21 protein-coding genes are annotated in these 24,410 nt (G+C 55.9%); 7 read left to right on the top strand and 14 right to left on the bottom strand.

What is annotated here, in order from left to right; genetic code table 11:
- The first annotated feature begins 80 nt into the window (after positions 1-80).
- A complete protein-coding gene (locus PEL01S_RS15360; protein WP_127460907.1) occupies positions 81-728 on the top strand; it encodes a TetR/AcrR family transcriptional regulator in 648 nt (215 codons plus the stop codon).
- Between the two features lie 156 nt (positions 729-884).
- Here the strand turns inward: PEL01S_RS15360 and PEL01S_RS15365 are convergent, their stop codons facing one another.
- Complete coding sequence (locus tag PEL01S_RS15365) at positions 885-1,973, bottom strand: DUF3900 domain-containing protein (protein WP_127460908.1); 1,089 nt, start codon at positions 1,971-1,973, stop codon at positions 885-887.
- Between the two features lie 225 nt (positions 1,974-2,198).
- On the opposite strand from PEL01S_RS15365, the gene PEL01S_RS15370 reads away from it, so the two are divergent.
- Positions 2,199-2,801, top strand: a complete 603-nt coding sequence (locus PEL01S_RS15370) for a DedA family protein (protein ID WP_127460909.1) — start codon at positions 2,199-2,201, stop codon at positions 2,799-2,801.
- A gap of 59 nt (positions 2,802-2,860) precedes the next feature.
- On the opposite strand, the gene PEL01S_RS15375 is transcribed toward PEL01S_RS15370, so the two are convergent.
- Positions 2,861-3,481: a superoxide dismutase family protein gene (locus PEL01S_RS15375; protein WP_127460910.1), complete on the bottom strand. Its 621-nt coding sequence runs from the start codon at positions 3,479-3,481 to the stop codon at positions 2,861-2,863.
- Between the two features lie 137 nt (positions 3,482-3,618).
- Between PEL01S_RS15375 and PEL01S_RS15380 the strand changes: the two genes are divergently transcribed.
- The gene (locus tag PEL01S_RS15380; protein ID WP_127460911.1) at positions 3,619-4,215 is read left to right on the top strand and encodes a TetR/AcrR family transcriptional regulator; all 597 of its coding nucleotides are present in this window, start codon (positions 3,619-3,621) and stop codon (positions 4,213-4,215) included.
- 79 nt (positions 4,216-4,294) lie between these two features.
- Positions 4,295-6,178 (top strand): alpha/beta fold hydrolase, encoded by a 1,884-nt coding sequence (locus tag PEL01S_RS15385; protein ID WP_127460912.1) that lies wholly within the window; start codon positions 4,295-4,297, stop codon positions 6,176-6,178.
- A 45-nt stretch (positions 6,179-6,223) separates the two neighbouring features.
- Here PEL01S_RS15385 and PEL01S_RS15390 read toward each other — a convergent pair whose 3' ends face one another.
- The 5 genes from PEL01S_RS15390 to PEL01S_RS15410 form a co-directional block, all read right to left on the bottom strand.
- The gene (locus tag PEL01S_RS15390; RefSeq protein ID WP_127460965.1) at positions 6,224-6,886 is read right to left on the bottom strand and encodes a GNAT family N-acetyltransferase; all 663 of its coding nucleotides are present in this window, start codon (positions 6,884-6,886) and stop codon (positions 6,224-6,226) included.
- A gap of 34 nt (positions 6,887-6,920) precedes the next feature.
- On the bottom strand, positions 6,921-7,784 hold the full coding sequence (locus PEL01S_RS15395) for a carbon-nitrogen hydrolase family protein (RefSeq protein ID WP_127460913.1): 864 nt from the start codon (positions 7,782-7,784) through the stop codon (positions 6,921-6,923).
- Between the two features lie 7 nt (positions 7,785-7,791).
- A complete protein-coding gene (locus PEL01S_RS15400) occupies positions 7,792-8,517 on the bottom strand; it encodes a class I SAM-dependent methyltransferase (protein ID WP_233455306.1) in 726 nt (241 codons plus the stop codon).
- Positions 8,518-8,711: 194 nt separating this feature from the next.
- Positions 8,712-9,650 (bottom strand): aldo/keto reductase, encoded by a 939-nt coding sequence (locus PEL01S_RS15405; RefSeq protein ID WP_127460914.1) that lies wholly within the window; start codon positions 9,648-9,650, stop codon positions 8,712-8,714.
- Between the two features lie 19 nt (positions 9,651-9,669).
- Positions 9,670-10,677 (bottom strand): Gfo/Idh/MocA family protein, encoded by a 1,008-nt coding sequence (locus PEL01S_RS15410; protein ID WP_127460915.1) that lies wholly within the window; start codon positions 10,675-10,677, stop codon positions 9,670-9,672.
- 136 nt (positions 10,678-10,813) lie between these two features.
- Between PEL01S_RS15410 and PEL01S_RS15415 the strand changes: the two genes are divergently transcribed.
- A complete protein-coding gene (locus PEL01S_RS15415) occupies positions 10,814-11,650 on the top strand; it encodes an AraC family transcriptional regulator (RefSeq protein WP_127460916.1) in 837 nt (278 codons plus the stop codon).
- 15 nt (positions 11,651-11,665) lie between these two features.
- On the opposite strand, the gene PEL01S_RS15420 is transcribed toward PEL01S_RS15415, so the two are convergent.
- Entirely contained in the window at positions 11,666-13,225 is a 1,560-nt protein-coding gene (locus tag PEL01S_RS15420; protein ID WP_063180566.1) for a diguanylate cyclase domain-containing protein, read from the bottom strand.
- 118 nt (positions 13,226-13,343) lie between these two features.
- Between PEL01S_RS15420 and PEL01S_RS15425 the strand changes: the two genes are divergently transcribed.
- Complete coding sequence (locus PEL01S_RS15425) at positions 13,344-15,488, top strand: DNA topoisomerase III (protein WP_127460917.1); 2,145 nt, start codon at positions 13,344-13,346, stop codon at positions 15,486-15,488.
- A 25-nt stretch (positions 15,489-15,513) separates the two neighbouring features.
- Here PEL01S_RS15425 and PEL01S_RS15430 read toward each other — a convergent pair whose 3' ends face one another.
- Positions 15,514-15,870, bottom strand: coding sequence for a hypothetical protein (locus tag PEL01S_RS15430; protein ID WP_255320116.1), 357 nt, complete (start codon positions 15,868-15,870; stop codon positions 15,514-15,516).
- Complete coding sequence (locus PEL01S_RS15435) at positions 15,830-16,732, bottom strand: TIGR01777 family oxidoreductase (RefSeq protein ID WP_127460918.1); 903 nt, start codon at positions 16,730-16,732, stop codon at positions 15,830-15,832. The genes PEL01S_RS15430 and PEL01S_RS15435 overlap by 41 nt, the downstream gene beginning before the upstream one ends.
- Before the next feature lie 225 nt (positions 16,733-16,957).
- Between PEL01S_RS15435 and PEL01S_RS15440 the strand changes: the two genes are divergently transcribed.
- Entirely contained in the window at positions 16,958-22,099 is a 5,142-nt protein-coding gene (locus tag PEL01S_RS15440) for an AAA family ATPase (protein ID WP_239551115.1), read from the top strand.
- An 89-nt stretch (positions 22,100-22,188) separates the two neighbouring features.
- Here PEL01S_RS15440 and PEL01S_RS15445 read toward each other — a convergent pair whose 3' ends face one another.
- From PEL01S_RS15445 to PEL01S_RS15460, 4 genes are all read right to left on the bottom strand, one after another.
- Positions 22,189-23,010: an alpha/beta hydrolase gene (locus PEL01S_RS15445; RefSeq protein ID WP_127460920.1), complete on the bottom strand. Its 822-nt coding sequence runs from the start codon at positions 23,008-23,010 to the stop codon at positions 22,189-22,191.
- A 38-nt stretch (positions 23,011-23,048) separates the two neighbouring features.
- Entirely contained in the window at positions 23,049-23,390 is a 342-nt protein-coding gene (ytxJ, locus tag PEL01S_RS15450; protein WP_127460921.1) for a bacillithiol system redox-active protein YtxJ, read from the bottom strand.
- Positions 23,391-23,412: 22 nt separating this feature from the next.
- The gene (locus PEL01S_RS15455) at positions 23,413-23,919 is read right to left on the bottom strand and encodes a metallophosphoesterase family protein (protein WP_010494068.1); all 507 of its coding nucleotides are present in this window, start codon (positions 23,917-23,919) and stop codon (positions 23,413-23,415) included.
- Between the two features lie 150 nt (positions 23,920-24,069).
- Complete coding sequence (locus tag PEL01S_RS15460) at positions 24,070-24,345, bottom strand: hypothetical protein (RefSeq protein ID WP_063180542.1); 276 nt, start codon at positions 24,343-24,345, stop codon at positions 24,070-24,072.
- Positions 24,346-24,410 lie beyond the last annotated feature (65 nt).

Raw genomic sequence — 24,410 nt, forward strand, 5'->3', positions numbered from 1 at the left:
GACTGACTATCACTCAATTAATACCCCTCGTTTGACTGCTTTTCTAGCAAATGTTTAAATATTACGTGAGGTGATCCCCCATGCCGAGAATAGCCAAAGACCCTCAGGAACGCCGGAAAGAAATTCTGGATGCCGCAGAGGAGTTATTCAGTCAAAAAGGCTACGAGCATACATCGACCATAGACATCGTGAAAAAAATGAAAGTCGCGCAAGGCACACTCTATTATTATTTCGAATCCAAAGAAGCTCTTGCCGATGCCTTGGTGGACAGGCAGCTCGGTTACATTTACGGATTGTTTTCTCGGGTTGCATACGCCCCCGACTTGTCCGCTTACCATAAAATTGCTTGGGTCATGGTGTTCGAGCTGGACGATCCGTACGGCCATAACGAGATGTTCGGCTATCTGCATCACCCGAATAACGCCGTGCTCCGCCGAAAAGCGGACGTTCAAATGATTTGCAGATTCACGTCGCTCATTGCGGACATCATTACACAGGGAAACGAGGAGCAGCTATTTTCCGTCTCAAATCCTACGCTGATCGCGGAATTTTTCCTCACCTCATTTCATCAATGGATCAATCCTTCCCTATTCGATTGGACGAAAGAGGAAAGAATTGTACGTATTACGGCAATCCAACCGGTTTTGGAAGGGCTGTTCGGGGTAGCCCCAGGCACCTTCGAGCTCGCATTACTCAGAGAAAAAGCCGCAGCCGTTCGTCTGAGCTAACAATTTTAGGCGAACCTATAACCGGAGGTTGGTTTCATTATATTTATTTGACTGACTATCTGTCAATTTATCCTTAGACTGCGAAAAAGAAAACGGCCGCAGCTTGCGCCAAATGAGACGCACGCTACGGCAGCGCATAGTGGCACGATCGGCCGTTTACGCATAAATCCCTTCTCGCTCTTCCTCCGCCGCTTTCCGCTTGAGCCGTTCCAGCAGCGATTCCAGCGGCTCCGGGGCCAACAGCTCCACCGGCGAAATTCCCCGATCGAACTGCAAATCGCCCTCAAGCACGACGACGTACCGGTCGCCAAGCTTGGCGATATGCAGCCGGTCGCCGAAATCGGCCAGCAAGGCGCGGACGGACATGTTGCCCAGCTTGAGCTTCATTTCGAGGTCGGGCTTTTGCTCGACCATAACGGACGTCGCTTCCATGACCTGCACCTGATCCCATTTCTCCTGCAGCTCGCGTTGTTCGCTGCACGCCCACAGCTCCATCGCCTCGAGCTCCCGCTCCTTAGCCTCCGGCTGGTCTTCGAATACCTCCTCGACATACTGCTGCACGAAGCCGAACACCTGCTCGTTCATCATCTCGGGGACGGATTTTTCATATTCGACGTATTTCAAAAAATCCTCGAAGTACCGTGCATGCGACGACTGGTGAATTTTCAGCTCCCACAGCTCCGTCATTCCCGGCTCCGGCATATAAGGGTACATGATCGACTTCATATTTTTGGCGTTGATCGCCATCTCGACTTTATTGAGCAGGCTCCGCTCGTCCGTAATGCGCGCGATTTTTTGCTCAAAATCGCATTTGAACACGAACAAGAATGGCTCATCGGAATATTGACTGAGCCTTGCGCGCACGATAAACATGGCCCCGCCGCGAATCGCGCTGGCATCCATGTAAGTTGTGACGAGCTCGTCCGCATGGCCTTTGAAATGCTCTAGCGTCTCGGCGGCACGCAATCTGGCGAACAAGTTGTAATTCGGGTTGCTGTCCAGGTCGTATCCGGGCTCGACCGCGAAACGGCCGATTTTGGTCGGCACCTGATCGGCCTTGGCATGATGCTCGGCCTTGCGCTTCGCCGTCTTGGCGAACTCGCCGTCCAGAAATCCGCTGAGCTCGCACGACGCGTAATCGTCACCGTCCATGGTGACGTAGTGCTTGCTGCGCTTGCCCGGCGTTCCGTCCTCCCCGTCCACTTGAATGACAAAAAACGAAATATAGTCCACGTCAAATCTCATCTTGAGCGTCCCTTCTGTCGTATCTGAATCAAGCCGTAAAAAGGCCGAATTTTAGTATACTACAAGGCCGCCCCCGGTGATAGAGGCAAAAAGTTCGAATCCGCTCGCCCAAAGCTTAAGATAACCTTCAGATTTATTTAGGACTTCGTTCAGAAATCCTTCGGGTTTTATTTACTCGCAAGATCTACTATGATAAAAGGAATGGAGTGATGAGGAGAGGTAGAGATGAACCTGTTGCAAGTCGTCCAGCAGTTGTTTGAGCAGTACGGATATTTTGTATTATTGATCGGTCTGCCTTTGGATTTTATTGCGCTGCCGATCCCTCCGGGAAACAGCACTTTGGCCTATACCGGTTATTTGTCGTTTAAAGGCGTACTCTCGTGGCTCCCTGCCTTTGCTGCGGCGCTGACCGGGGCGTTCATCGGCGTGACCGTGACTTATTGGATTGGGCACAAGGTGGGCATGCCGCTGATCGAGCGGTATGGCAAATGGCTGTCCCTAAAGCCTGCCCATGTGGAGAAAACGCGCCGGTATTACGACAAGTACGGGGAGAAGCTGCTGCTAATCGCCTTTTTCATTCCCGGAATCCGGCAGTTCCTCGGGTATTTTATCGGCATCATCCGCGTTCCTTATCGCAAGGTTGTCATCTATGCGTATGCCGGTACAACGCTGTGGGTCGCTTCGTTTTTTGCGGTAGGGTATGTCTTTGGAGAGCAGTGGGAGCAAATGTTTATGCTGATCGAACGAAATTTGAAGATGTTCTTTATCGGCTTGGGCTGCGTCGCGGCAGGCTTTCTCTTGTTTCGGTGGTCTAAGCGCGCCCGATAAATCAGGAATAAAAAAAACGAATCGACGGTACGCTTCTTAACCGCCGATTCGCCGTTTATTTACCGAATTACGCCGCAGGCGATGCGACCGCCCGCATTGCCGGCAGGGTCCGTCCTAAAATCATCCGCCTTCTCGTGAATGACGAACGCCGTGCCGCCAGGCTTCCGCAGCGAATTCGGCTTCCCTGCCTCCAGTGTCAGCTGCTTGGCGACAAAGTCCACCTTGACCTTGCCTTGCTGATCCGCTTCAAGATTCGGAAGGTCGCCGATATGAGCCCCTTCCGGATTGTTCAAGCCGTGCTTTCGGGCCTCGGGATTGAAGTGTGCCCCGGCCGAAGCGAAGTCCGGCGCATCGCATTTGCCGGTCTCATGCACGTGAAAGCCGTGCGGCCCCGGCGGCAACGAAGCCGCTTCCAGTTCGATCCGCACACCGCCTCCCGGTCCGGCCGGCGTCAGCTTGGCCTTTCCGATCGCCGTTCCCTGCTTGCCCAGAATGTCCACCTGAACGGCTTCCTTCGCTTCATTCGCCATCACGGCAGCGCTGTCTTCCGTCTGCTTAGGCTCATGCCGGTGCTGCGGCTTCTCCGTTTGTCCGAACCAAGCCCGCAGGTCGTGCTGACAGCCGCTCAGTACAAGCAGCGACACAGCGGAAATCGCCGCGGTTTTCCATTGCGTTCCCAAAGATTGCTCCCTCCTTAACGTTCCGCAAGCTACATTAGACCATTGTTTACCAAATCCAGCGGCCATAAACGTATGGTCCAAGACCTGTACAAGAAGAGCGCTTGACTCCAATCGATTAGTACTGTATAGTTCTAATCATGAATAAGAACAAAACCACTTCCCCGCCGTCCAATCGCCAGCATGTGATTGAAACGGCCGCCGGTCTGTTTCTTATGCGCGGCTACTCGTATACGAGCATGGACGATGTCATGCGGGAGAGCCAAGTATCCAAGTCGAATATTTACTACCATTTCAAAAGCAAGGAGGAATTGCTTCTCGCCGTCGTCAATTATTGGGCCGAGTCCTACGAGCGTTCTTTATTCGCCCTGCTCAGCCGGAACGAGCTGTCCGTGGAAGAACGGATCATGACGTTCTTGGACGGTTTAACCGAAGGAATTGCCCGGCGGAACGGTCATGGCGGCTGTCCGTTCGTGACGCTCTATCTGCAATGTCCGGAAAACGCGGTGCCGGTGAGAGAGCGGATCGCGCTGTTTTTTACCGAGCTGCGGCCCATGCTCGTCAAGCTGTTCCGTCAAGGCGCCGCCAAAGGGGAATTTCGTCAGCAGCTCGATCCCGAGCAGGCCGCCCTGCTGTTTATCGCTTGTTTGGAAGGCGCACTCGTACTGTCCGAGACGACAAAAGATTTGTCTGTCATGGAAACGACGGTACGCAGCTTTTGCCAAATGCTTCACTAGCTCGCTAGCGGAAGCATCTTTTTTTAACGATCATTAGAACTGTATAGTACTAATTATAAGGTCATGAGGAGGAGCAGTAATGTCGGATTTATTGATTACGGGGAGTACCGGATTTATTGGGAAGCAAGTGTTGAAGCAGTTGGCTCAGGGTGAGGAGCGGCTGCTGCTGCTGGTCCGTTCTCCGGAAAAAGCCGCGGCAACTTTGAGCAAGCAAGGTTTTGGCAGCAGCGATGTCGCAGAGCGGATTCATTTCTTGAAAGGCGATTTATCAGAGCCAAACCTCGGGATGAATCCCGCCGATTACAATCGGGCGCTGCAAGCCGATGTCATCATTCATGCGGGAGGCCCGATGAGCATTACGCTAGATAACGCCAAGGCGCAGCGGACGTTTCTCGAAGGCTCACGGCATCTTGCGGAGCTGGCGGAGCGGATTCATAAAGCGCGCGGGCTCCGCCATTTCATCCATGTCGTCGGCTACATGAGCCCGATTCACGACGGGAATGTCGATCCGGAAGCAGACGTGTTCCGCATGGATGATTTTATGAAAGGCGAAGGCCCTTACGAACGGATGAAGTTTTTGGCCGATTTGCTTATTCGACAGCAGGCGCTACGGCACGGTTATCCGCTGTCGGTCGTCAACCCGAGCACCGTCGTCGGGGCGAGCCCTACAGGCGCAACGGAGCAAACCGACGGACTCGGCATCCTCGTGCATGCGGTTAGAAAAGGGCTGATGCCAGTCGTACCGGGCGGTGCTTCCCATTGGGTCCCGCTCGTGGCCAACGACGCTCTGGCCGGCGTAATCATCCACCTGGCCCGCGAAGCCAAGCCTGAGGGCGGCACCTACAACATGCTGGGGCGCAAGGAAGCCGGCCCGAATATGAAGGAGTTGCTCGATCTCATCGCCCGGGAGCTTGCCGTCCCCGCTCCCCGGGGAGCGCTGCCGGTTTCCCTGCTCCGCGGTGTCATGAAGACCGGACTCGGCCGTCTGACCGGCATTCCCGCCGAATCGCTGGCATTTATCACGGAGCGGTCGTTCGATACGAAAACGACGGAGAAGCTTATCGGACGGATGGGAGCGAAGCCGCTGGCGGTTACGGAGCTGCTGCCGATGGTCGTGGCCGATCTGGATTACCGGCTTACACATCCGGGCGCGTCGGAGCCTGCGCATTGGTCCCGCGAACGCAAAGGAGACCTTGCCGCGCTTGTGCGGGAAGGTCTCGGTGAGCCTTGGGTTATCGTGCACGGGCTGCTGAGCGGCGCCGACGACTTCGTACCGCTCGCCGAGCATCTTCATGCCAGCACTGGAAACCCGGTGTGGCTGCTCGACTTGCCGGGCTTCGGCCGTTCGCCCTTGCTGCGGGAGGGCCGCCACAGTCTGGAAAGCTACGCGAAAGCGGTAAGCGAAGCGATTGCGGACTCCCCCGTTCCGGTCCGCTTGGTCGGGCACTCCTTCGGCGCGCGAATCGCCCTCGAAACGGCCAACGGGCCCGCGGGAGGGAAGCTCAGCACGCTAGCGCTGCTTCAGCCCGTTCTGCACCGCCCCGATGTTGGAGCATTGCGCCGCGCGCTCAGCGGCACCCGCCGCACGGCTTCCGCCGCCCTTCGTTTCATGTCGGTCCGGGCGATGCGAAACACGATGCTGCGGGAAGGCGTTTTTGCGGCGGAGGAGGAAATCCCGGACGGCTACGTCGAGACCGTCGTCCGCAGCTTAACTTCCCCGCGCATCGCCACGGCGAACGCGGATATGCTGCATTCGCTTTACCGGAAGCTGCCTGCAAAACCATGGGCGCCTGCCCTTCCGGCCTCACTCGATACGACGGTCGTCTGGGGCACGAAGGATCGCGCCTATGCTTTACCCGAAGCATACCGGAATCAAGCGGGGACTCAGCTCGTTTCGTACGGCCATCAGTTTCCGGTCTCGCATCCGGCAACCACCGCGAAACTATTGGCGAAGCAGGTCTAAGCGGGACAAATGGGCGGTTGCGAAGCGCGTACCCCGTCCGCACACCTATCCCCGCTTCGTGGCGAGAAACGGATTGCGCCATTCCATCAGCATCGCGTAATTCAGAGATTCTTCGTCTTCCAAATAATTGGAAACCAATTTCACCGGCGTTCGTCCGCACCGCAGCAGGAACGTCATCACCGGATCTTTCCGTTCCCCTTCCAATACACTGCGCACGTACTCTTCGGCTGTCATTTCGTCGGCTACCCGGTGATACCCGGGCAGCCGGCCGCCGCCGAGCAGCCGCTCCAGCTTCAATTCAACGACCACCTCGTACATAGAAAGCATCAGCCATTTGCCGAGGCCGAGCTTCCGGTAAGTCAGGCGCGCGCATATATCGACGATATAAAGCGTGTTACCGGACGGGTTATGGTTGCGTATATACCCTCTGTCGGTAATCTCCTCCCACGTATGATCAGCATGCGCAGGATCGAAATCGACCCGCAAGCCTGTCACTGACGCGGCCAGTTCGCCGCCGATCTCCACGCAGAGCGCACCTTCGGGAAACCGTTCGACGTGATTCCTAAGCTGCTCCTCGTTCCACCACAGCTCCGAAGGAAATGGCGGCGGAAAGCTTTCCTGCTGAATCCGAATTAAGCCGGCGAAGTCCCGTTCGGTGTAAGAGCGGATCGTCGCCTTAACGGGACGGTCTCCGTCGAATACGTACATGTCTTTCCGGTACGAGCCCACAGCCGTTCCTCCCTTACTTCCAATCCGGATACAAATCGGTACGCCGGTCTCTCCAGGTCGTAACGGAGCCCTTTTCCCGCACCTCGTATAGCAGCGCAAGATCCAAATCCCCGGTAATGATCATATCGTCGTTGATCTCCCCGGCCGTCATCAAGCCGCCCGGCGGGAAAGGCACATCGTTCGGCGTAATGATCGCAGCCTGCCCGAAATTGCCGCGCATAAAATCGACCGTCGGCAGCGAACCGACCGTACCGGTCGCCACGACATAGATTTGATTCTCGATCGTACGGGCATGGCACGTATACCGTACGCGGTGGAAGGCGTGCCGGTCATCCGTGCACGACGGGCAAAAAATAACATCCGCCCCGCGCGCCCGGGCCATCCGGACGATCTCCGGAAACTCCATATCATAGCACACGAGGATCGCGATCCGTCCTTTATCCGTGTCGAACACTTGCAGCGAATCACCCGCCGCCATGTTCCATCCCTTGACTTCCCACGGGGTAATGTGCAGCTTGCGCTGTTCGGCGATCCGGCCATCCGGGTAGAACAAAAACGCCGTATTGTACAACCGGCCGTTTTCTTCAATAATGTGCGTTCCTCCGATCAGGTGCATGCCCGTTTCACGTGCCAAGCCCTGGAACAGCTCCTTATACTGCCGCGTATATTGCGGCAGCTCCCCGATCTTGAGCGCTTCGCCGCTCCCGTCCCCCCGGCCGATGGACATGAGCTGGGTCGTGAACAGCTCCGGGAACAGCACGAAGTCCGATTCGAACTCCTCCGCCGTTCTGACGTAACTCGTCACCTGCCCGGCAAATTGCTCAAAGCTGCCAATCGTATGCAAATGGTATTGTACCGCCGAAACTCTCAGCTTCATCTAAAAGTCATCCTCCCGTTTCTATCTCTTCCGTTTCGCCGTTCCCCTCCGGCAAACGTTCTTCCGACCGCTCTTCGATCGGATCGAAAAATAAAATATGCGGCTTTTTCAAGCACCAGGTCGTCATGCACCGCAGGTTCTCCACATTCACCGTCTTCAGCGGCTCTACCTGCAAAGCATGATGCTTTTCCGCCGTTCGCTCCAGCAGCCCGGAGTCGGCCAGAAACCGCTCGCTGCCGTCCGGCAGCACATACCGGCCGCCGCCAAGCGGACGGATGCGATCCTCCAGGCCTTCGCCCGAAGCGAGACGCGCGAACAATAGCCCCCCCGGCTTCAGTACCCGCCACAGCTCCGATACCATCTGCTGAAAATGAGTTTCGCTTTCAGCAAAATGCAGCACCGCACAAGAGATGACGACGTCAAACGTATCGTTGGCGAAGCTCATTTTCTCCACCGGTTCCATACGGAAACGCTCCTCAGGAGGAATGCGCTCTCCGTGCGGCGCAAGCTCGCGAGCCAAAGCGCGGACCGCTTCCACCGCTTCGGCGGACCGGTCTACGGCCCATAGGTCATAGCCTTCTCGTAGGAAATGGACCAGATTTCGCCCATTCCCGCAGCCTGCGTCGAGCAACCGCATCCCGGGAGCGATCCTCCCTTTCAGCAGCTGGTCGAACAAATAAATATCGATATTTCCAAACTGCTCCCGCACGTTCATGCTTTGCGCTTCACTCACTTCCAAATGGTGGCGTTTGTCCGATCATTATATCACAATCGAGGACCCGCCGGAATGCGAGGCGGACAGGAACGCTCAGATTTCAGGGAAAGACGAAGCCTGAATGCAGCGTTGAAACAAAAACAGCCTGCAGCGAAATTCCGATGCAAGCTGTTGCAGACAAATTGATCTTTCGATTTCCGGCCCTGGCGAGCCTAAATGCCCCCTTCCCCGTGCTCCAGCCAGTGCAGCTCCTCCTGTGTTAAGCGGATGTCTGCTCCTTGCCGGCACGACTCCAGCTCCTCCGGCGTCTGCGCCCCGATCAATGCGCAAGCGGGGAACGGTTGGTTCAGCACATAAGCAAGCGCGATCTGAATCGGGCTGGCGCCTTTTTGCTTGCCCAGCGTCTCGGCCCGGCGCAGGCGTTCCCAGTTGTCGTCGCTATAGAACACTCGCACCAGGTCGGCGTTATCCGTCACCTCAGGTGTATAGCGCCCGGTGAAAAAGCCCCGGGCCTGCGACGACCAGGATAACAGCGGGAAGCGGTTCCGTTCGTACCACGCGCAATCGTCGGCGTAAGCCGAAACGCAGCCGGCCCAGAACGGCTCCTTCGCTTTGGCCAGGCTTAAATTCGGGCTGCTGAACGCGAACCCGGTCAAGCCGTGCGCCGCCGCATAGTCGTTCGCCTCCTGCAGCCGCTGCACGGTCCAGTTGGAGGCGCCGATCGCCCTGATGCGGCCTGCCGCGATATGCCCGTTAAGCGCTTCAATGATCGTGCCGACCGGTACGGACGGATCATCCCGATGCAGCGCATACAAATCCACATAATCGGTGCCGAGCCGCTCCAGGCTTTCGTTCAAATCGCTGGCGATCGCTTCGGGCGTCACGCGCGGGCCTTTGCTGTCGTGATGAGCCCCTTTGGTCAAAAGAATCACATCGGCCCGGTTCCCCCTGTCCTTCATCCATTGGCCGATCGTGCGCTCGCTGTTCCCGCCGCCATAGACGTGAGCCGTATCGATCGTATTGCCTCCGATCCTGAAGAACGCGTCGAGCACGCCGCAGACCTTATCGTAAATGTCCATGCTGAAATAATCCGACCCTTGAATCAGGCACGATACCGGTTTTTCCAAGCCTTCAATGCGAATCGTTCTCACGTCTCGTTCCTCCCCTTGATTATAAGTTCAACTCCACGCGGCGGCGTTCCCGGGCCGACGTCAGGCAAGCGTCGACGGCGCGCATGTTGTTCACCGCGTCCGACGGTCCGAACGGCATCGGCTCGCCGTGCAGGACGTTCCGGCCGAACGCGTCGGCTTGAAGCGTATATTGGTTCACGTAAGGAACCTCCACCTCGCGCTTTTCCCCTCCGGTAACGACATAAAAATGATCCTGCGCGTTTTCATGGACAACGTACGCGGACGGCACCTCGATCCGGCCCTCCGTTCCGACGATCTCAAGCGTATTGCGTCCGGCAGCCCACATCCCGCAATCGAAGGTAAGCGCAACGCCGCCGGCAAATTCGAGCAGTCCCGAGGCCATCATGTCGACGTGATCATGCTCCGGTGAGAAGAAAGCATGCACCGCCGCCGCTTCCGGCTCCTGTTCCAGAATGAACCGCGCCGCACTAATCGGATACACGCCGACATCGTAGATCGACCCGCCGCCCATCCATTGCTTGTAGCGCACGTTGTCCGCATCCTTCGCATTGTTGAAGGTGAAGGCGCCGTGGATGGCACGGATCTCGCCGATTTCCCCGCTCCGGATCACAGCTTTTACGGCCGCATAGCGCGGGTGATAGCGGTACATGAACGCTTCGGCGAACGTTACGCCCGCCTGGCGGCAAGCTTCCGCCATCTCTTCGGCTTCGGCCGCATCGATCGCGGCCGGCTTCTCGCACAGCACGTGCTTGCCCACCTCCGCGGCGCGGATCGTCCATTCCTTGTGCAGGTGGTTCGGCAGCGGAATGTAAACGGCATCAATCTCGGGATCGGCAAGCAGCTCCTCGTAGCTTCCATACGCCTTCGGGATATTCAGCCGCTCCGCCGTTTCCTTCGCTTTGTCCAGTCCTCGGCTGGCAATGGCCGCCACGGTGCCGGTAGCCGATTGTTGAATCCCCGGAATGACCGAACGTATGGCGATACCCGCGCAGCCGATGACCCCCCAACGAACTTTGTTTTCCCTCATTTCCTCATCGCTCCTTCAGCTTGGTTTGGATGAATATGCTAAGATATTGTCATTATATTGATCCTGGAATAAAATGAAAATAACATCTTTTTGCAATCGCATGAAACAATATTGTCATTCAAAAGGAGAAGTAATAATGCGGCGCCAAAGCTTTCTGCCGACGCTTAACGAGCACGAATATTTGTTGCTGCCCGAATCGGTCGGCTGGTACAAGGACCCCGAGCATGAAGTGCTGCGCAAAGCGGGAGCTCTCAATAATTTCAGCATCCATCTGATTGTGGACGGCAAAGGCTATCTGGAAACCGACGGACAGCAACATACGCTGCACCGGGGGGACGCCTTTCTCTACTTCCCTTTACAATCGCAAAGGTACTACAGCAGCAACGATGATCCTTGGGAAGTGCGGTGGGTGCATTTTTACGGCAAAACGTTGAAGGAGTTTTTGCTGGAACGGGGCATCGGGACGAAGCCCTTGTGGAAAATACCGCAGTGGAAGCCGCTTGAACAGGCTTTGGCGGATTTGCTGGAGGAGCTGGAGCAGAACGGGTTTTGGCAGTTGACCCGCATCTCGACGCTGACTTACGCGATACTGGCGGAGTTCGTCACGCAAGCGGTTCCTTGGTCCGAAGCCCGAAGCCCCGAGGCCGACAACCGGATCTCGGAGCTCTTGCCCGAAATGCAGCGCGATGCCTGCCTGCCGTTCGATTTGCAGCATTGGGCGGACCGTGCCGGCGTCAGCAGCTATTATTTTTGCCGCCTATTCAAGAAAGCGACTCATCTAACGCCGATGACCTTTATTACGCTGTGCCGTCTGCAGAACAGCAAGCAATGGCTGCTGGAGCAGCCGCAGCTGACGGTGAAGGAAATTGCCGAGCGCGCCGGCTATCCGAGCGTCAGCTATTACAACAAGCGGTTTCTGGAGCAGGAAGGCATGACGCCGACGGAATACCGGCAGCTCTATTTGCGCCGTTAGCCTCACCGCCCCCGGTTAACTCCCCGGCTGATAGCTTTCGCTCCGGTTGCGCCCCTCCTGCTTGGCCCGGTACAGCGCCTTGTCCGCCATCCCGACCAATTCGAGCGGCGAGAGACCCGCATACGGAATGGCCGAAGCGGCGCCGACGCTGACCGTGACATACTCGGATACCGACGAGCCGATATGCCGGATACGAAGCGCTTCCACTTCCCGGCGAATGCTCTCGGCCACGCCGGCTACCTGTATCCTTCCGCAGGCCGTCAGGATCACCACAAACTCTTCGCCGCCATAGCGGGCAGCGAGACCGTCCATGCTGCCGACAACTCGCTGCAGAACACCGGCAACCCGTTTCAGACAAGCGTCTCCGCCTTGATGACCATACGTATCGTTATACGCTTTGAAGCAATCGATGTCGAGCATAATAACGGATAGCGACTGCGAATACATCGCCGCCGTCGTCCATGCCGCATCGAGATATTCGTCGAACGCCCGGCGGTTGGCCGCTCCGGTCAGCCCGTCGCGGCGCGACAGCTGCTCCAGCATGCGGTTCGCCTGCATCATGGTCTCTTCAGCCCGCTTCGACTCCGTCCTGTCGACGATAATCGCCAAATAGCCAAGCAAGCGGTCCTCCCGCTCCCTGACTTCGCTGAGCATCAGGTGTACGTACATCCGCTCTCCACTGCGCCGGACGAAGGCCCACTCCTGTTCATGGCCCTTCCCTTCGGACAAGCCTGTCACGAATACCTCCAGATCTTCTACCGGCCGTCCTAGCTGACGCTGAAGCTCCTGTTTTCTCAGCGCAAACTCCTCCGGGTCCACGATCGTGCCTGGAACCCGCCGTCCGATCGCTTCGTCGACGGGAATTCCGAACATTCGTTCCGCCCCTGGATTGAACACTTTGGTGATACCTGCCGGATCGATGAAAATAATCGCAACGCCCGTCGCCGAGCGGAAAATCGCCTCTTGCAGCGTAAACGACCGCCGGTACTTGGCTTCGCTTTCCTCCAATTGATAGACGAGTCGGTTGGCGTCAGTCAAATAACGGATCAGGTATGCGACGAACAGACCGCCGGACAAAATAATGGCGATAAAGTAAAGATTCACATACCAGCTCCGCCATCCGAGTAGGAAAAATAAGCTTGTGGTGATGACTCCAATGCTTGCCGCGATGGAAATCAGCCATTTTTTCCAATAATCCGTAATATGCATCGCAATGATGCCGCTGATGAAACCAAGAAGCGCAGCTGTCGTGGCTGCCGTCAGAGAAGACGTATTCACCCCGAACATCGCAATCCGGCCGGTGGCGATGATCAAGCCCGTTACCGCCGATGCGTAGATCCCTCCGAAATGCGCCGCCGCGATAATGGCGATCTGCCGAAAATCCAGAATGGTCGACCCGTCGATCCTGACGCTGAAGAACATCAGTAAAATGCCGAACAGCCCGTGCACCCCTCCGATAACGAGACGCAGCTTAACGGGCAGAAACGGCTTCCGTTCGTGGTTACGCAGGATGCGGCTTGACAAAAACATAAATGCAGTTAATAATGCCAAATTAGCGATAAATAATTGAAACATAGACCGCACCCCCTCTATTTCTCTGTGCTGTCGATCATAGCAGACACGTATTAAAAAAGTGTTAGGACTATTGTACTATTATGTTAAGAATAAACAACCCCGTTGAAAGGAGCCTGTCATGAAATCACTCGTATTGGCAGAAAAGCCGAGTGTCGCCAAGGAAATCGCGCGTGTCCTGGGCTGCCAGCAGAAGCATAAGCATTATATGGAGGGCCCCGGTTATGTGGTGACTTGGGCACTGGGGCATTTGGTCACGCTGGCCGAGCCCGAGGAATACGATCCAAAGTACAAAAACTGGAACTTGGACGATTTGCCGTTGCTGCCCTCGCGAATGAAGCTGAAAATCATTCGCGAAACGACGCCGCAATATAAAGCGATCGCGCAGCTTGCTAAGCGCAGTGATCTGGAGCAGCTCATCATTGCAACCGACGCCGGGCGCGAGGGCGAGCTGGTCGCCCGCTGGATCATGGAAATGATTCATTGGAAAAAACCGTTCAAGCGGCTCTGGATTTCCTCGCAAACGGACAAGGCGATCCGCGACGGCTTCGCCTCGCTGAAGCCGGGACAGTCCTACGACCCGCTTTACCGATCCGCCGTTTGCCGGGCGGAAGCGGACTGGCTGATCGGACTTAACATTACGCGCGCCTTGACCTGCAAGCATAACGCCCAACTGGCGGCCGGACGCGTACAGACGCCGACGCTGGCGGCCATGATGGACCGCGAGCGCGAGATCAAATCGTTCCAGGCGAAAGACTACTGGATGCTGCGGGCGCAGTTCGGCTCGTTTCAGGCCGTATGGCGGAGCCAGGCGCATCCGGACGGACGCCTGTTCGACAAAGCCGCAGCCGACGCGCTGCTCGAACGGTTGAATAAGGTGCGCTCGGCCAAAGTTGCGCAGCTTAAAGTCGCGGAGAAGAGCGAGCCCCATCCGCTCGCCTACGACTTGACCGAGCTGCAGCGCGATGCCAACAAGCGGCACGGCTTCACCGCGAAGCAGACGTCGAACGTGCTTCAGCGGCTGTACGAGCAGCACAAGCTCGTCACGTATCCGCGCACCGATTCGCGTTACCTGTCCTCGGACATGATCTCTACGCTTCCCGACCGGCTCAAGGCTTTGAACGTCCAGCCTTACGCGGCTTGGATCAAGCCGCTGCTTGCGAAGCCGCTTCCGGTCTCCAAGCGTGTTGTCGACGACAGCAAAGTATCGGACCACCATGCGATCATTCCGACGGATGAACGCCCGCAGCTGCACAATCTGTCGGCCGAGGAGCGCAAGCTGTACGACCTGATCGTGCGCCGGTTCATCGCGTTGTTCACTCCGGCGTTCCGCTATGACGAAACGTCGGTGACGCTGGAGCTCGGTGGAGAGCATTTCCACGCCAAAGGGCGCATCGTCAAAGAAGCGGGCTGGAAGGCGCTGTATGAAGCATCGGCCGGCGCAGACGAGGACGACGATACAGCCGAGGACGAACCGGCCTCCCGGCAAACGCTGCCTGCGCTTCAGCCCGGGATGGAGCTGAAGGAGTTCCGGCTCAGCCAGCACAAGCAGACGACCAAGCCGCCGGGCCGCTACACCGAGGCGGCGCTGCTCGGGGTCATGGAAAAGCACAACCTTGGCACGCCGGCGACACGCGCCGATATTATCGAGAAGCTGCTGCAGACCGATACGATCGAGCGCCGCATGAACACGCTCCAACCGACCGGCAAAGGCGCCCAGCTGATCGAGCTCGTCGTGCCCGAGCTTCGCACCCCGGAGCTGACAGCCGCTTGGGAGCAGGAGCTGGAGCGCATCTCCAAAGGCAAAGGCGACGCCGGAAAGTTTATGGAGAGCATCCGCAAGCAAACCGAGACCATCGTCCGGGAGGTTAAGGCGAGCGAAGCCGAATATAAGCCGCACAACCTGACCCATTCCCGCTGCCCCGAGTGCGGCAAGCCGCTGCAGGAGATCAAGAGCAAGCGCGGCAAATTGCTCGTGTGCAGCGACCGGGAATGCGCTTATAAACGAGCCGCAGAGCCTGCTCTTTCGAACAAGCGTTGTCCGCAGTGCCATAAGCGGATGGAGATCCATACGGGCAAAGCGGGCAAATACGCACAGTGCCGTCCGTGCAACGTGGTCGAGATGCTTGGCGAATCCGGCGGGGGCGGACGCGCGGCGAAACGGCAGCAAGCCCAGCTCGCCAAGCAGTTCAGCGATAACGTTTCGCTCGGTTCCAGCCTGGAAGAAGCGCTGAAAGCCGCGATGGCGAAGCACAAAAAAGATTGAAGCCGCAACTGGCTTCAATCTTTTTTTAGCCCATGTTTCCCACCGCCGGCCGGACTTCCTGCTCATAATAGGTCCGCAGCTGCGCTTTTTCCTGTTCCGTGAACTGGTACTCGCAGTCTCTTCCTTCGTCCTGCGGGACGATCTCAACGATGTCTCCTCGGCGCGTACAGACGATAAGCGCTCCCAGTTCAACGATCCCTTGCGGCGCCTCGCTGCCCTCCTCCAGCTCCAGACTTACTTCCACGTCGATCCACTGCTCGCTGCGCACCTCTGCCTGGGAACGAAACCTCGCGAACCGCAGCTCCCGGATGTCCGGATTACCGTATTCGATCATCTCGCGTTCACCCTTTCTTGCCGGACCGCACCAAATTTTCCAGCGCATGATCGATCACCGAATATTTATAACGAAATCCGAGGTCGGTAACGACTTTCGGAAATACTTGTTGACCTTTTAGCAGTAGCTCGGACATTTCGCCGAACAGCGCTTTCAGCACGAATGTAGGAACCGGAAACCAGTACGGCCGGCGAAGCGCCTTGGCCAAGCTGCGCCCGAACTCGTCGTACGTCACCGGAATCGGCGCCGTCGCATTGACCGGCCCCTCGATCTCTTCGTGCTCGATGCAGAACTCAATCATCCGGCACAGATCTTCGATATGAATCCACGACATGATTTGACGTCCGCTGCCGACCCGTCCGCCAACACCGAGCTTAAACGGCAAGCTCATCTTCGGGAAGGCGCCGCCGTCGTTGCCAAGCACGAGTCCGATCCGCAGCAGAACGACGCGCGTATCGGGGATATGCTCCGCTGCCATCTCCCATTGGTCGACGACGCCGGACAAAAAATCCTCTACGCGCAGTTCGCTTTCCTCCGTGAACGACTCGGTCTCGGACGTGCCATAGATCGACATGCCGGACGCATTGACCAATACAGGCTTTTTCTCCAACTGTTCGATCAGCGCTTGGACACGATTAACCGCATCCAGACGCGATTCCAGAATCCGCTTCTTGGCTTCCTCCGTCCAACGCTGGTTAATCGTTTCCCCCGCCAGATTGACGATCGCGTCGACGCCCTCCAGCGGCTTGATATTATTTTCCAGTTCATCCCAAGTCATATGGCGAATCAAGGGATGATCCGAACGTCGCTTTTTCCGGGAAATGAGGATTACCGTATCTTTTTTTTGTAAAAATAACTGGGTCAAATGCTTGCCGACAAAGCCGGTCCCCCCTGCAATAGCGACCTTCATGAATGTTCCTCCGCTTACACTGATATCTTTTTGACATTCATTATATCGGAAATCGCTTCGTGAAGCCATGCTGCGCCGAAAATCTTTACTTTCCATTCCGCTTCCGACGCCGCAAGCGCTGGCGCAGGTTTCTTCTAATGGCGGATAATGGGATTAATGGTTGCTTCCACACCTGTGAAAAAGTACAATGAAATGAAACAAAGCAGTTTATCGGAGGGCATTCCATTGGCTTGGAACGTAAATGAAAAGTCGCTTGAGCCGATCGGCGAAAACGGCTTCACGATTCTTTACCGCGGCGAAGAGCTTCCTTCCGGCGAGACAAGGCTCGTTAAAATAGTAAAAGACGAATATTCCCAGCCTTCGCAACCCGACTGGCTGCATCAAGAATATAAAATCGGTAAAACCATTCCATTGGACGACATCCTCGTCCCGCGCGGGATAATCTCGGTCGGCGGCGCTTCAGCGCTTGTCATGGAGCACACGGACGGGTACCCTCTTTCTTCCCTGCTGACTCCGCAGCCTATGGAGCTCGGCCTTTTTTTGCAGTGGGCCGTTGCGGCGTCGAAACTGATCCAAAAGCTGCATCAATTGAAATTCACCCATCTGGCTCTATCGGCATATGCATTTTTTGTCGAATCAGATAGAAAAAAGATGAAACTTACCGATTTATATAGCGTAACGCCAACGGCCGCAATACCGGATGCCGTCGAGGAACCGCCTCGTTACGAAGCGGAACGACTGCTGTACGCAGCGCCGGAGCAGACCGGCCGTATGAACCGCCGAACGGATACCCGGACGGATGTGTATGCGCTGGGTGTTTTGTTCTACCGGATGCTTACCGGAGTGTATCCGTTCGACAGCGAGGATTCCTGCGAGCTGGTTCATCAGCATATGGCGAAGCAGCCCGTCCCGCCTGGAGAGCGGTCGTATGGGGTGCCGCAGCCCGTTTCCGGTATTGTCATGAAGTGTCTGGCCAAGCATCCGGAAGACCGGTATCAGAGCGCATTTGCCCTACGGCGGGATTTGGAAAGCTGCTTGAAACAGCTTCAGACGGAAGGGTACATCGACGAGTCCGCCGTAAGTGGCACAGAAATGTCGGACCAATTCCGTATCTCCGATGCGATCTACGGTCGTGAAGCGGAGATGCAGCAGCTTCAGGGCGCTTACCGGCGCGCTCTGCTCGGCAACCTCGAAATCGTGCTCGTCTCCGGCTTATCGGGGATCGGCAAGTCGTATTTAATCCATGAATTTCAACAATCGGTGCAAAGTGACGGCGGTTTGTTTGTTACCGGCAAGTTCGACCAATTCAAGCGCGATACGCCGTACTATGCCGTTCAGCAAGCGGGACGGCAGCTGCTGCAGCATTTGCTAGCGCTTCCCGAGGAACGGTTTCAGGGGCTGAAGCAGCGGATTCTGGAGGCCGTCGTACCTAACGGACAGATTCTGGTAGAGATGAATCCCGATATCGAGCTGATTCTGGGCAAGCAGCCCCCGCTATCCAAGCTTCCGCCTGTCGAAACGCATAACCGGTTTATTTTAACCTTGCAAAAATTCCTGTCTGGGTTTATGTCCAAAGAACAGCCTCTGGTTATTTTCTTGGACGATCTGCAATGGGCCGACCCGTCATCCGTCCAGATCATCGAAGACATGGTCTTGGACTCGGGGCTTCAGTACGGACTGTTCGTAGCAGCCTGCCGGGACCGGGAATTTAGCGAGCCTCCCCCACTGCAGGCGTTCTTGGACAAGATGGAGCGAAGCCAAATGCCGAACAGGACGCGAATCCGGCTCGAACCGCTCCGGGAAGAGCACATCGAACGCATGCTGAACGACTCGCTTCGGCCGATCCGCCAGCCGGTGAATGAATTGGCGGGCCTGATCATGGATAAGACGAAAGGCAATCCGTTCTTTACTAAGCAGTTTTTCCGGACGCTGTACGATCATCAGCTGCTGCGTTTCAATTATGACACCGGCTGCTGGGAATGGGACCCCGATAAAATCAGCGAGCTGCATATTACCGACAACGTCGTGGATTTTATGATCAACAAAATCCGCCGTCTCTCCGGGCCTTTGCAGCAAGTATTGATGCATGCCGCCTGCGTCGGACACCATTTTAATACCGATACGCTGGCCCATGTGCTGGACCGGCCTCCGGACACGATCGTCCCCCTGCTGCAAGAAGCGGTTACTGATGGGCTTTTGCTGCAGGTCGGACTTGGTCGCCAAGCTCCGCCGGAAAAGCTCTCCTTCAAATTCATGCATGACCGGGTCTATCAAGCGGTCTACTCGCTTGTCCCAAGGGAGCGGAAACAAGAGATTCATCTGCATATCGGAAGGCTGCTGCAAAGCCATTATCAAGGGGATGCGCAGGAAGAGCGGCTGTTCGAAATGACGAATCAGCTCAATCTCGGCTCGAAGCTTATTACGCTCCCCGAAGAAAAAGATCAATTGGCCCGATTGAATGCGGCGGCATGCCGGAAAGCGAAGACCAATTCCGCTTATGACATTGCGCTGCGCTATGCGGCCCAAGGAATCGCATTGCTGGAGGCAGATTGCTGGGTGAGCCAGTACGAGCTGACCTTCTCCCTACAACTCGATCAAGCCGAGCTGGAGTACTTGTGCGGTCAGTTCGAAGAAGCGAAGCGTTCATTTCAGACGGTACTGAAGCATGCGCGGACGAAGCTGGAAAAAGCGGAAGCCTACAACCTGATGATCGTGCTCTTCACCAATATGGGCGAGCATGAAGAAGCGTTACGGAGCGGCTTGGAAGGATTGAAGCTGCTCGGTCTTCCGATCCGGCCGAATCCCGGCAAACTGAGCATCGGGCAGGCGCTGATGAAGGCACATCTGCTTGTAGGAACCCGCCATCCCCAAGAACTGCTCGATCTGCCGGTCATGACGGACCCGAACCATAAAGCGGTCATGCGGCTCATGGTCAATTTAACGCCTCCGGCTTATTTTTTAAATTCGGAATTATACGTTTATCTTATGCTGCAAATGTTCAACTACTCGCTCGTTTACGGCCATTCGGAAGGTTCGGCCCTCGCCTGCTCGACGTATGGAATCATTCAAAGCTCGCTGCTCGGGCGACTGAAGGCAGGTATGGAATATGGCCGGCTTGGAGCGAAGCTCAGCGATACGTTTAACGATTTGTCCATGAAATGCAAAGTCTACTTCGCTTACGGTTCCTTTACGAGCAACGCGAAGGAGCATATCGAAGCAAGTGTCCGATATTTGCGCAAGGCTTATCAATACGGTGTAGAATCGGGGGATTTCATATACGCAGGCTATTCGATCGCGTTCGGCTTTTTTATGCGGCTGCTTAAAGGCGATTCGTTGGCGGAAGTGCTGAAGGAAACGGACCAGCACCATACGTTTATACATAAGTCAAAAGACCGGGACACGATATGGATCTATACCGTGCTTCAGCGCTATATGATGTTTTTGAAGGAAGATATTCTACCTGCCCCGGCGGGCGCAAACGGCTGCGAGCCCTTCATGAACGAGAATGAAGCGAAGCAAATGAAAGCTTTGACCAATCAGGCTATCGCCCATACGTATTACGCGCTTCAAGCGCAAACGTATTTGCTGCTGGAGCGTCCGGACGAGGCCAAGGCCATTTGCGAGACCGCGGAAGCCGGCATCAAGTCGGTTTTCGGTCTGCCGCACGTGCACCTGCATCACTTTCATTATGCTTTGTCGCTTGCCGGATTGTACGCCAAGGCGTCAGCCAAGGAGCAGAAAGCTTACAAAGCCCGTATCCGCAAAAGCATCCGGTTTCTGGAAAAATGGTCAGCCTTCTCGCCGGATAATTTTCTCGCGATGAAGCTGCTTGTCGAAGCCGAATGGTATCGGATTTCCGGTAACCCGGTGCTGGCTGTGGAAAAATACGACCAGGCCATTCATCATGCCTCGAATAACGGCTTCGTGCCGCTCGAGGCGATGGCCGGGGAATATGCCGCAAAGTACTATATGCAAGCCGGCAAGCTTAAGGTGGCCCGCTCCTATTTAATGGAAGCCCGATGCTTATACGCGAAGTGGGGCGCCAACCGGAAGGTATCCGATCTCGACGACCGCTATCCATCCTTGCTCAGCAGGGCTCAGGCCGGTGAATCGACGCTCGACCTCTCCTGTATGATGAAGGCGGCTCAAGCGATCTCGAACGAAGCCGTATTCCAACGGATGCTCGAAAGCATCATGACGATCCTGTTGGAAAATGCGGGTGCGGAAAAAGGGCTCCTCGTGCTCGAACGGAACGGCCGGCTGTTCGTCGAAGTGGAAAAGGCTCTCCGCACCCCGTTCGAGTCACTGCATTCGGCCTCTTTGGATGATTGTCGCAGCGCAGCCGTTACGGTGATACAATATGCCGCCCGGACCGGTGAAACGGTGCTTTTGCACGATACAGCAGTTTCGGAGGTCTTCGCCCGGGACGCTTACATTTTGGCGCAGCGGCCCAAATCGATTCTTTGCGTGCCTATTCTTAAGCAGAGCAGGCTGATCGGCGCGCTTTACTTGGAGAACAGCCTCGCCAGCCATGTATTTCAAGAGGCACGTCTCGACACGCTTAAGCTGCTGGCCGCGGAGATCGCGATGCTGATCGAAAATTCCAAGCTGTGTGACCATCTTGAATACAAAGATTACAAGCTGCAGCTTATGGAGGCGCAGGAGAAAAACATCCGTCTGAAGCTTGACGAGAAGGAACGCTGGGTGCAGTCGGCGGAAGCGGCCATGCTGAATATACGCAAAGCGCAGCACGAGCTGATCAACAATGTGCAAACCGTTCATGCGCTGCTGATGATGAACAAGTTCGATATGGCGAAGGAATATATCTCCGTCTGGTGCAAAGAGATCGTTCAGCAATCGGTCATCGGATCGGTTGAATTCCCGGTGCTTGGCGTCGTTCTGAGCAATCTGTCGCTTATCTGCATTGCAGAGAAAATCGATCTGCAGGTCGCCGGGAAGCTTGACTGCACATTCGAAGAGTTGACGCTGCCGATCTGTCATTTCTCCAGCATTATGCACAATCTGCTGAAAAATGCCGTGGAGGCCATTCCGGCCGACGACTTGCTGCGCACCGTCCGCCTGACGATCGAGGAAGCCGATGACCGGTATACGGTTTCCGTATTTAATTCCGGCTCCTATGTCAAGGAAGAGGATCGGTTAACCATATTCGAGAAAGGCTTCTCCACCAAATCCGACGTCACGAATTCCGGTCTCGGTCTGCATATCGTGCAGAATTATCTTCAGCATTACGGAGGAGAAGTGGAGTGCCATTCCGATCCGGGGAAGGGAACGACGTTTACCGTGCACTTGCGTAAAAAAGGACCGGGCACGATCCATGAGGGCGCTGTGGCTGCCGGATTGAATTAACGCCCTGGGCACATAAAAGCCCGCCTGTCAACAGCGATGAATTGATGCACTTCATCCACTGTAGACGGCGGGCTTTTCAGTACTGGTTGTCAAACTGCCGGAGTATGCTTTGGCGCCGATCCGGCGAAACTGCGCTCGATGAACCGGAGCGCCTCAGGCAGATGCCCTCCGAAATACTCCCAATTGTGATCCCCTTCGAATTCCATATACTCGTGCGGGTAGCCAATCTGCTCCAGCAGCGCCTGATAAGCGGAGTTAAGCGGGAATAACGAGTCCGCCATGCCGCAGTTGAAATGAAGCGCGGGCCGGACCTCCTCCTTCACTCTCCGGGCAGCCAGCACGTGCAAATCCAGCTCTTGCGCATAAGGCCCATGTACGGGTCCGATCATCCGGCACACGTCCGTACGAAGGAACGCTTCTGTCATGAGGCCGGCGGACATGAGCGCGCCCGCGATACTGGCGGCCGACCCGAAAAGGTGCGGATTGCGCAGTGCCAGCACGAACGAGCCGTAGCCGCCCATGGACAGGCCGCAGAGAGCTCTATGGGAAGGAGCTGCAATCGTGCGGAACTCGCGGTCGATCGCAGGTATAAGATCGTACAAGAAATAATCCTCGAAGCGTCCCGAGCCGTCAAACCAGTTGACGTAGAACGTGCCGTGGCCGTAGCCTCCGTCGCTGACCATGACAACGATGCTTTCGCGGAGGTCACCAGAAGCCATGAGCTTTTCAATCGTTTGCTCGGCATTTCCTTTCACGCTCCAGCTCGTTTCGTTCCCGTATAGCCCGTGAAGCAAATAAACAACCGGGTAGCGGGTGTCCTCGGACTCGTTATAGCTCGGGGGAAGATAGACGTAGCATAGCTTGCGCGCAAACAAAGCGCTGGAAAAAAACGCAAACGGCGTCACTCCCATAGCGGTCGCTCCCCTTTCCTTAGCCTCAGTATGCCGCCTTAGTTCAGTACAGCGGTCATATGTTCTTCGGTAATCGCCCAGTGCGACGTATTCCAAATCGTTTCTTTGTTCTTGATATATAAAATTTGCGGCGAAGCGTGCTTAACGCCCGTATCCTCGGCAATTTGGTTGGACACCGGACGGGACTCGATCACCTTGACCAGTACATACTCGACATCCGGGTTCGGCGTTTTGCCGAGATAAGCCTCGTATTCCTGCAGCGCATTGAAGCTGACTGGACATGCCGTGCTATGCTTGAGCATAACGATCGGTTGTTCCGTCGTCGCCGCTAAAAGCTGTTCCCATTCTTCATTCGTTGTAATTTCTTTCCACTGTGCCATATCGCTTCCTCCGTCTCCTGAATCAATTGGTTTTGTCAAAAAAATAATGGTCGGCCTCCACCCGGTCTCCGAGCTGAAGGATGCCATAGGAATACCGGGGCTGCCGGCGCTTATCGGTCGGCGATCCGGGATTGAACAGCAGCATGCCTCCGCGTTCTTCCTTGTAAGGGATATGCGAGTGGCCGAACAGCACAATGTCCGCGGTCCCGTTCCCTTCCGCGTCGCGGAAGGATTCGTAAGCCGTATCGGGCGTAGAACGTCCGCCGTGGCCGTGCACCATCCCGATACGGTACCCGCCGAGCTCGAGCAGCTTGCGGCGGCCAAAGCGTCTAACGATGTCCATGCCGTCGTTGTTGCCGGCAATCCCGTCAACCGGGGCCAGCGCCTCAAATAAATCGCACACGGCCTCATCCACCCAATCTCCCGCGTGCAGGATCAGATCAACCCCCTGCAAGCCCTGAACGAGCGGCTCCGGCAGCGCTCTGGCCCGACTGAACATATGAGTATCGGATACGATTCCGATGCGCATGGCAGCTCCCGCCCTCCATTTACATTGATTTCTTCATTTTACCATACAACCACGGGAAAAGAAAAAAGCACCGCGAGGGTGCATGCCCGTATCGAACGCAAAAACCCGTGAACAGTAGAAGTCCACGGGTCATTCGAACGGTCCGCTGGTTTAGGCTTGCGGAGTACCCGCCATGTCAAGCGCTTGAGACGAGATGTTTTCTTTGAATTTGGACATGCAGTTGCACAAAAAGTCTTTACGGCAAATCGGGCAAGGCTCTTTCAGCAGCCGGTTAATATGGGTTGGCGTGACATTGCCTGCCGCGTCCCGTTCATAAATAAGACGGCAAACCGTCCGATCCTTCAATTGTGCTACGATTTCGAACAATCCGTTTTTCGGATTGTGACTGACGATTTTGGCATCGATGACCTGTGGTTGGTACGCCATCTACAGCACCTCTTTCGACGATATAGTGAGCGGCAAAAATAATCGTACTATCAATCATATCGCTT

Origin of the sequence: Paenibacillus elgii NBRC 100335, from assembly GCF_004000865.1 — a bacterium.
Classification (GTDB): domain Bacteria; phylum Bacillota; class Bacilli; order Paenibacillales; family NBRC-103111; genus Paenibacillus_G; species Paenibacillus_G elgii.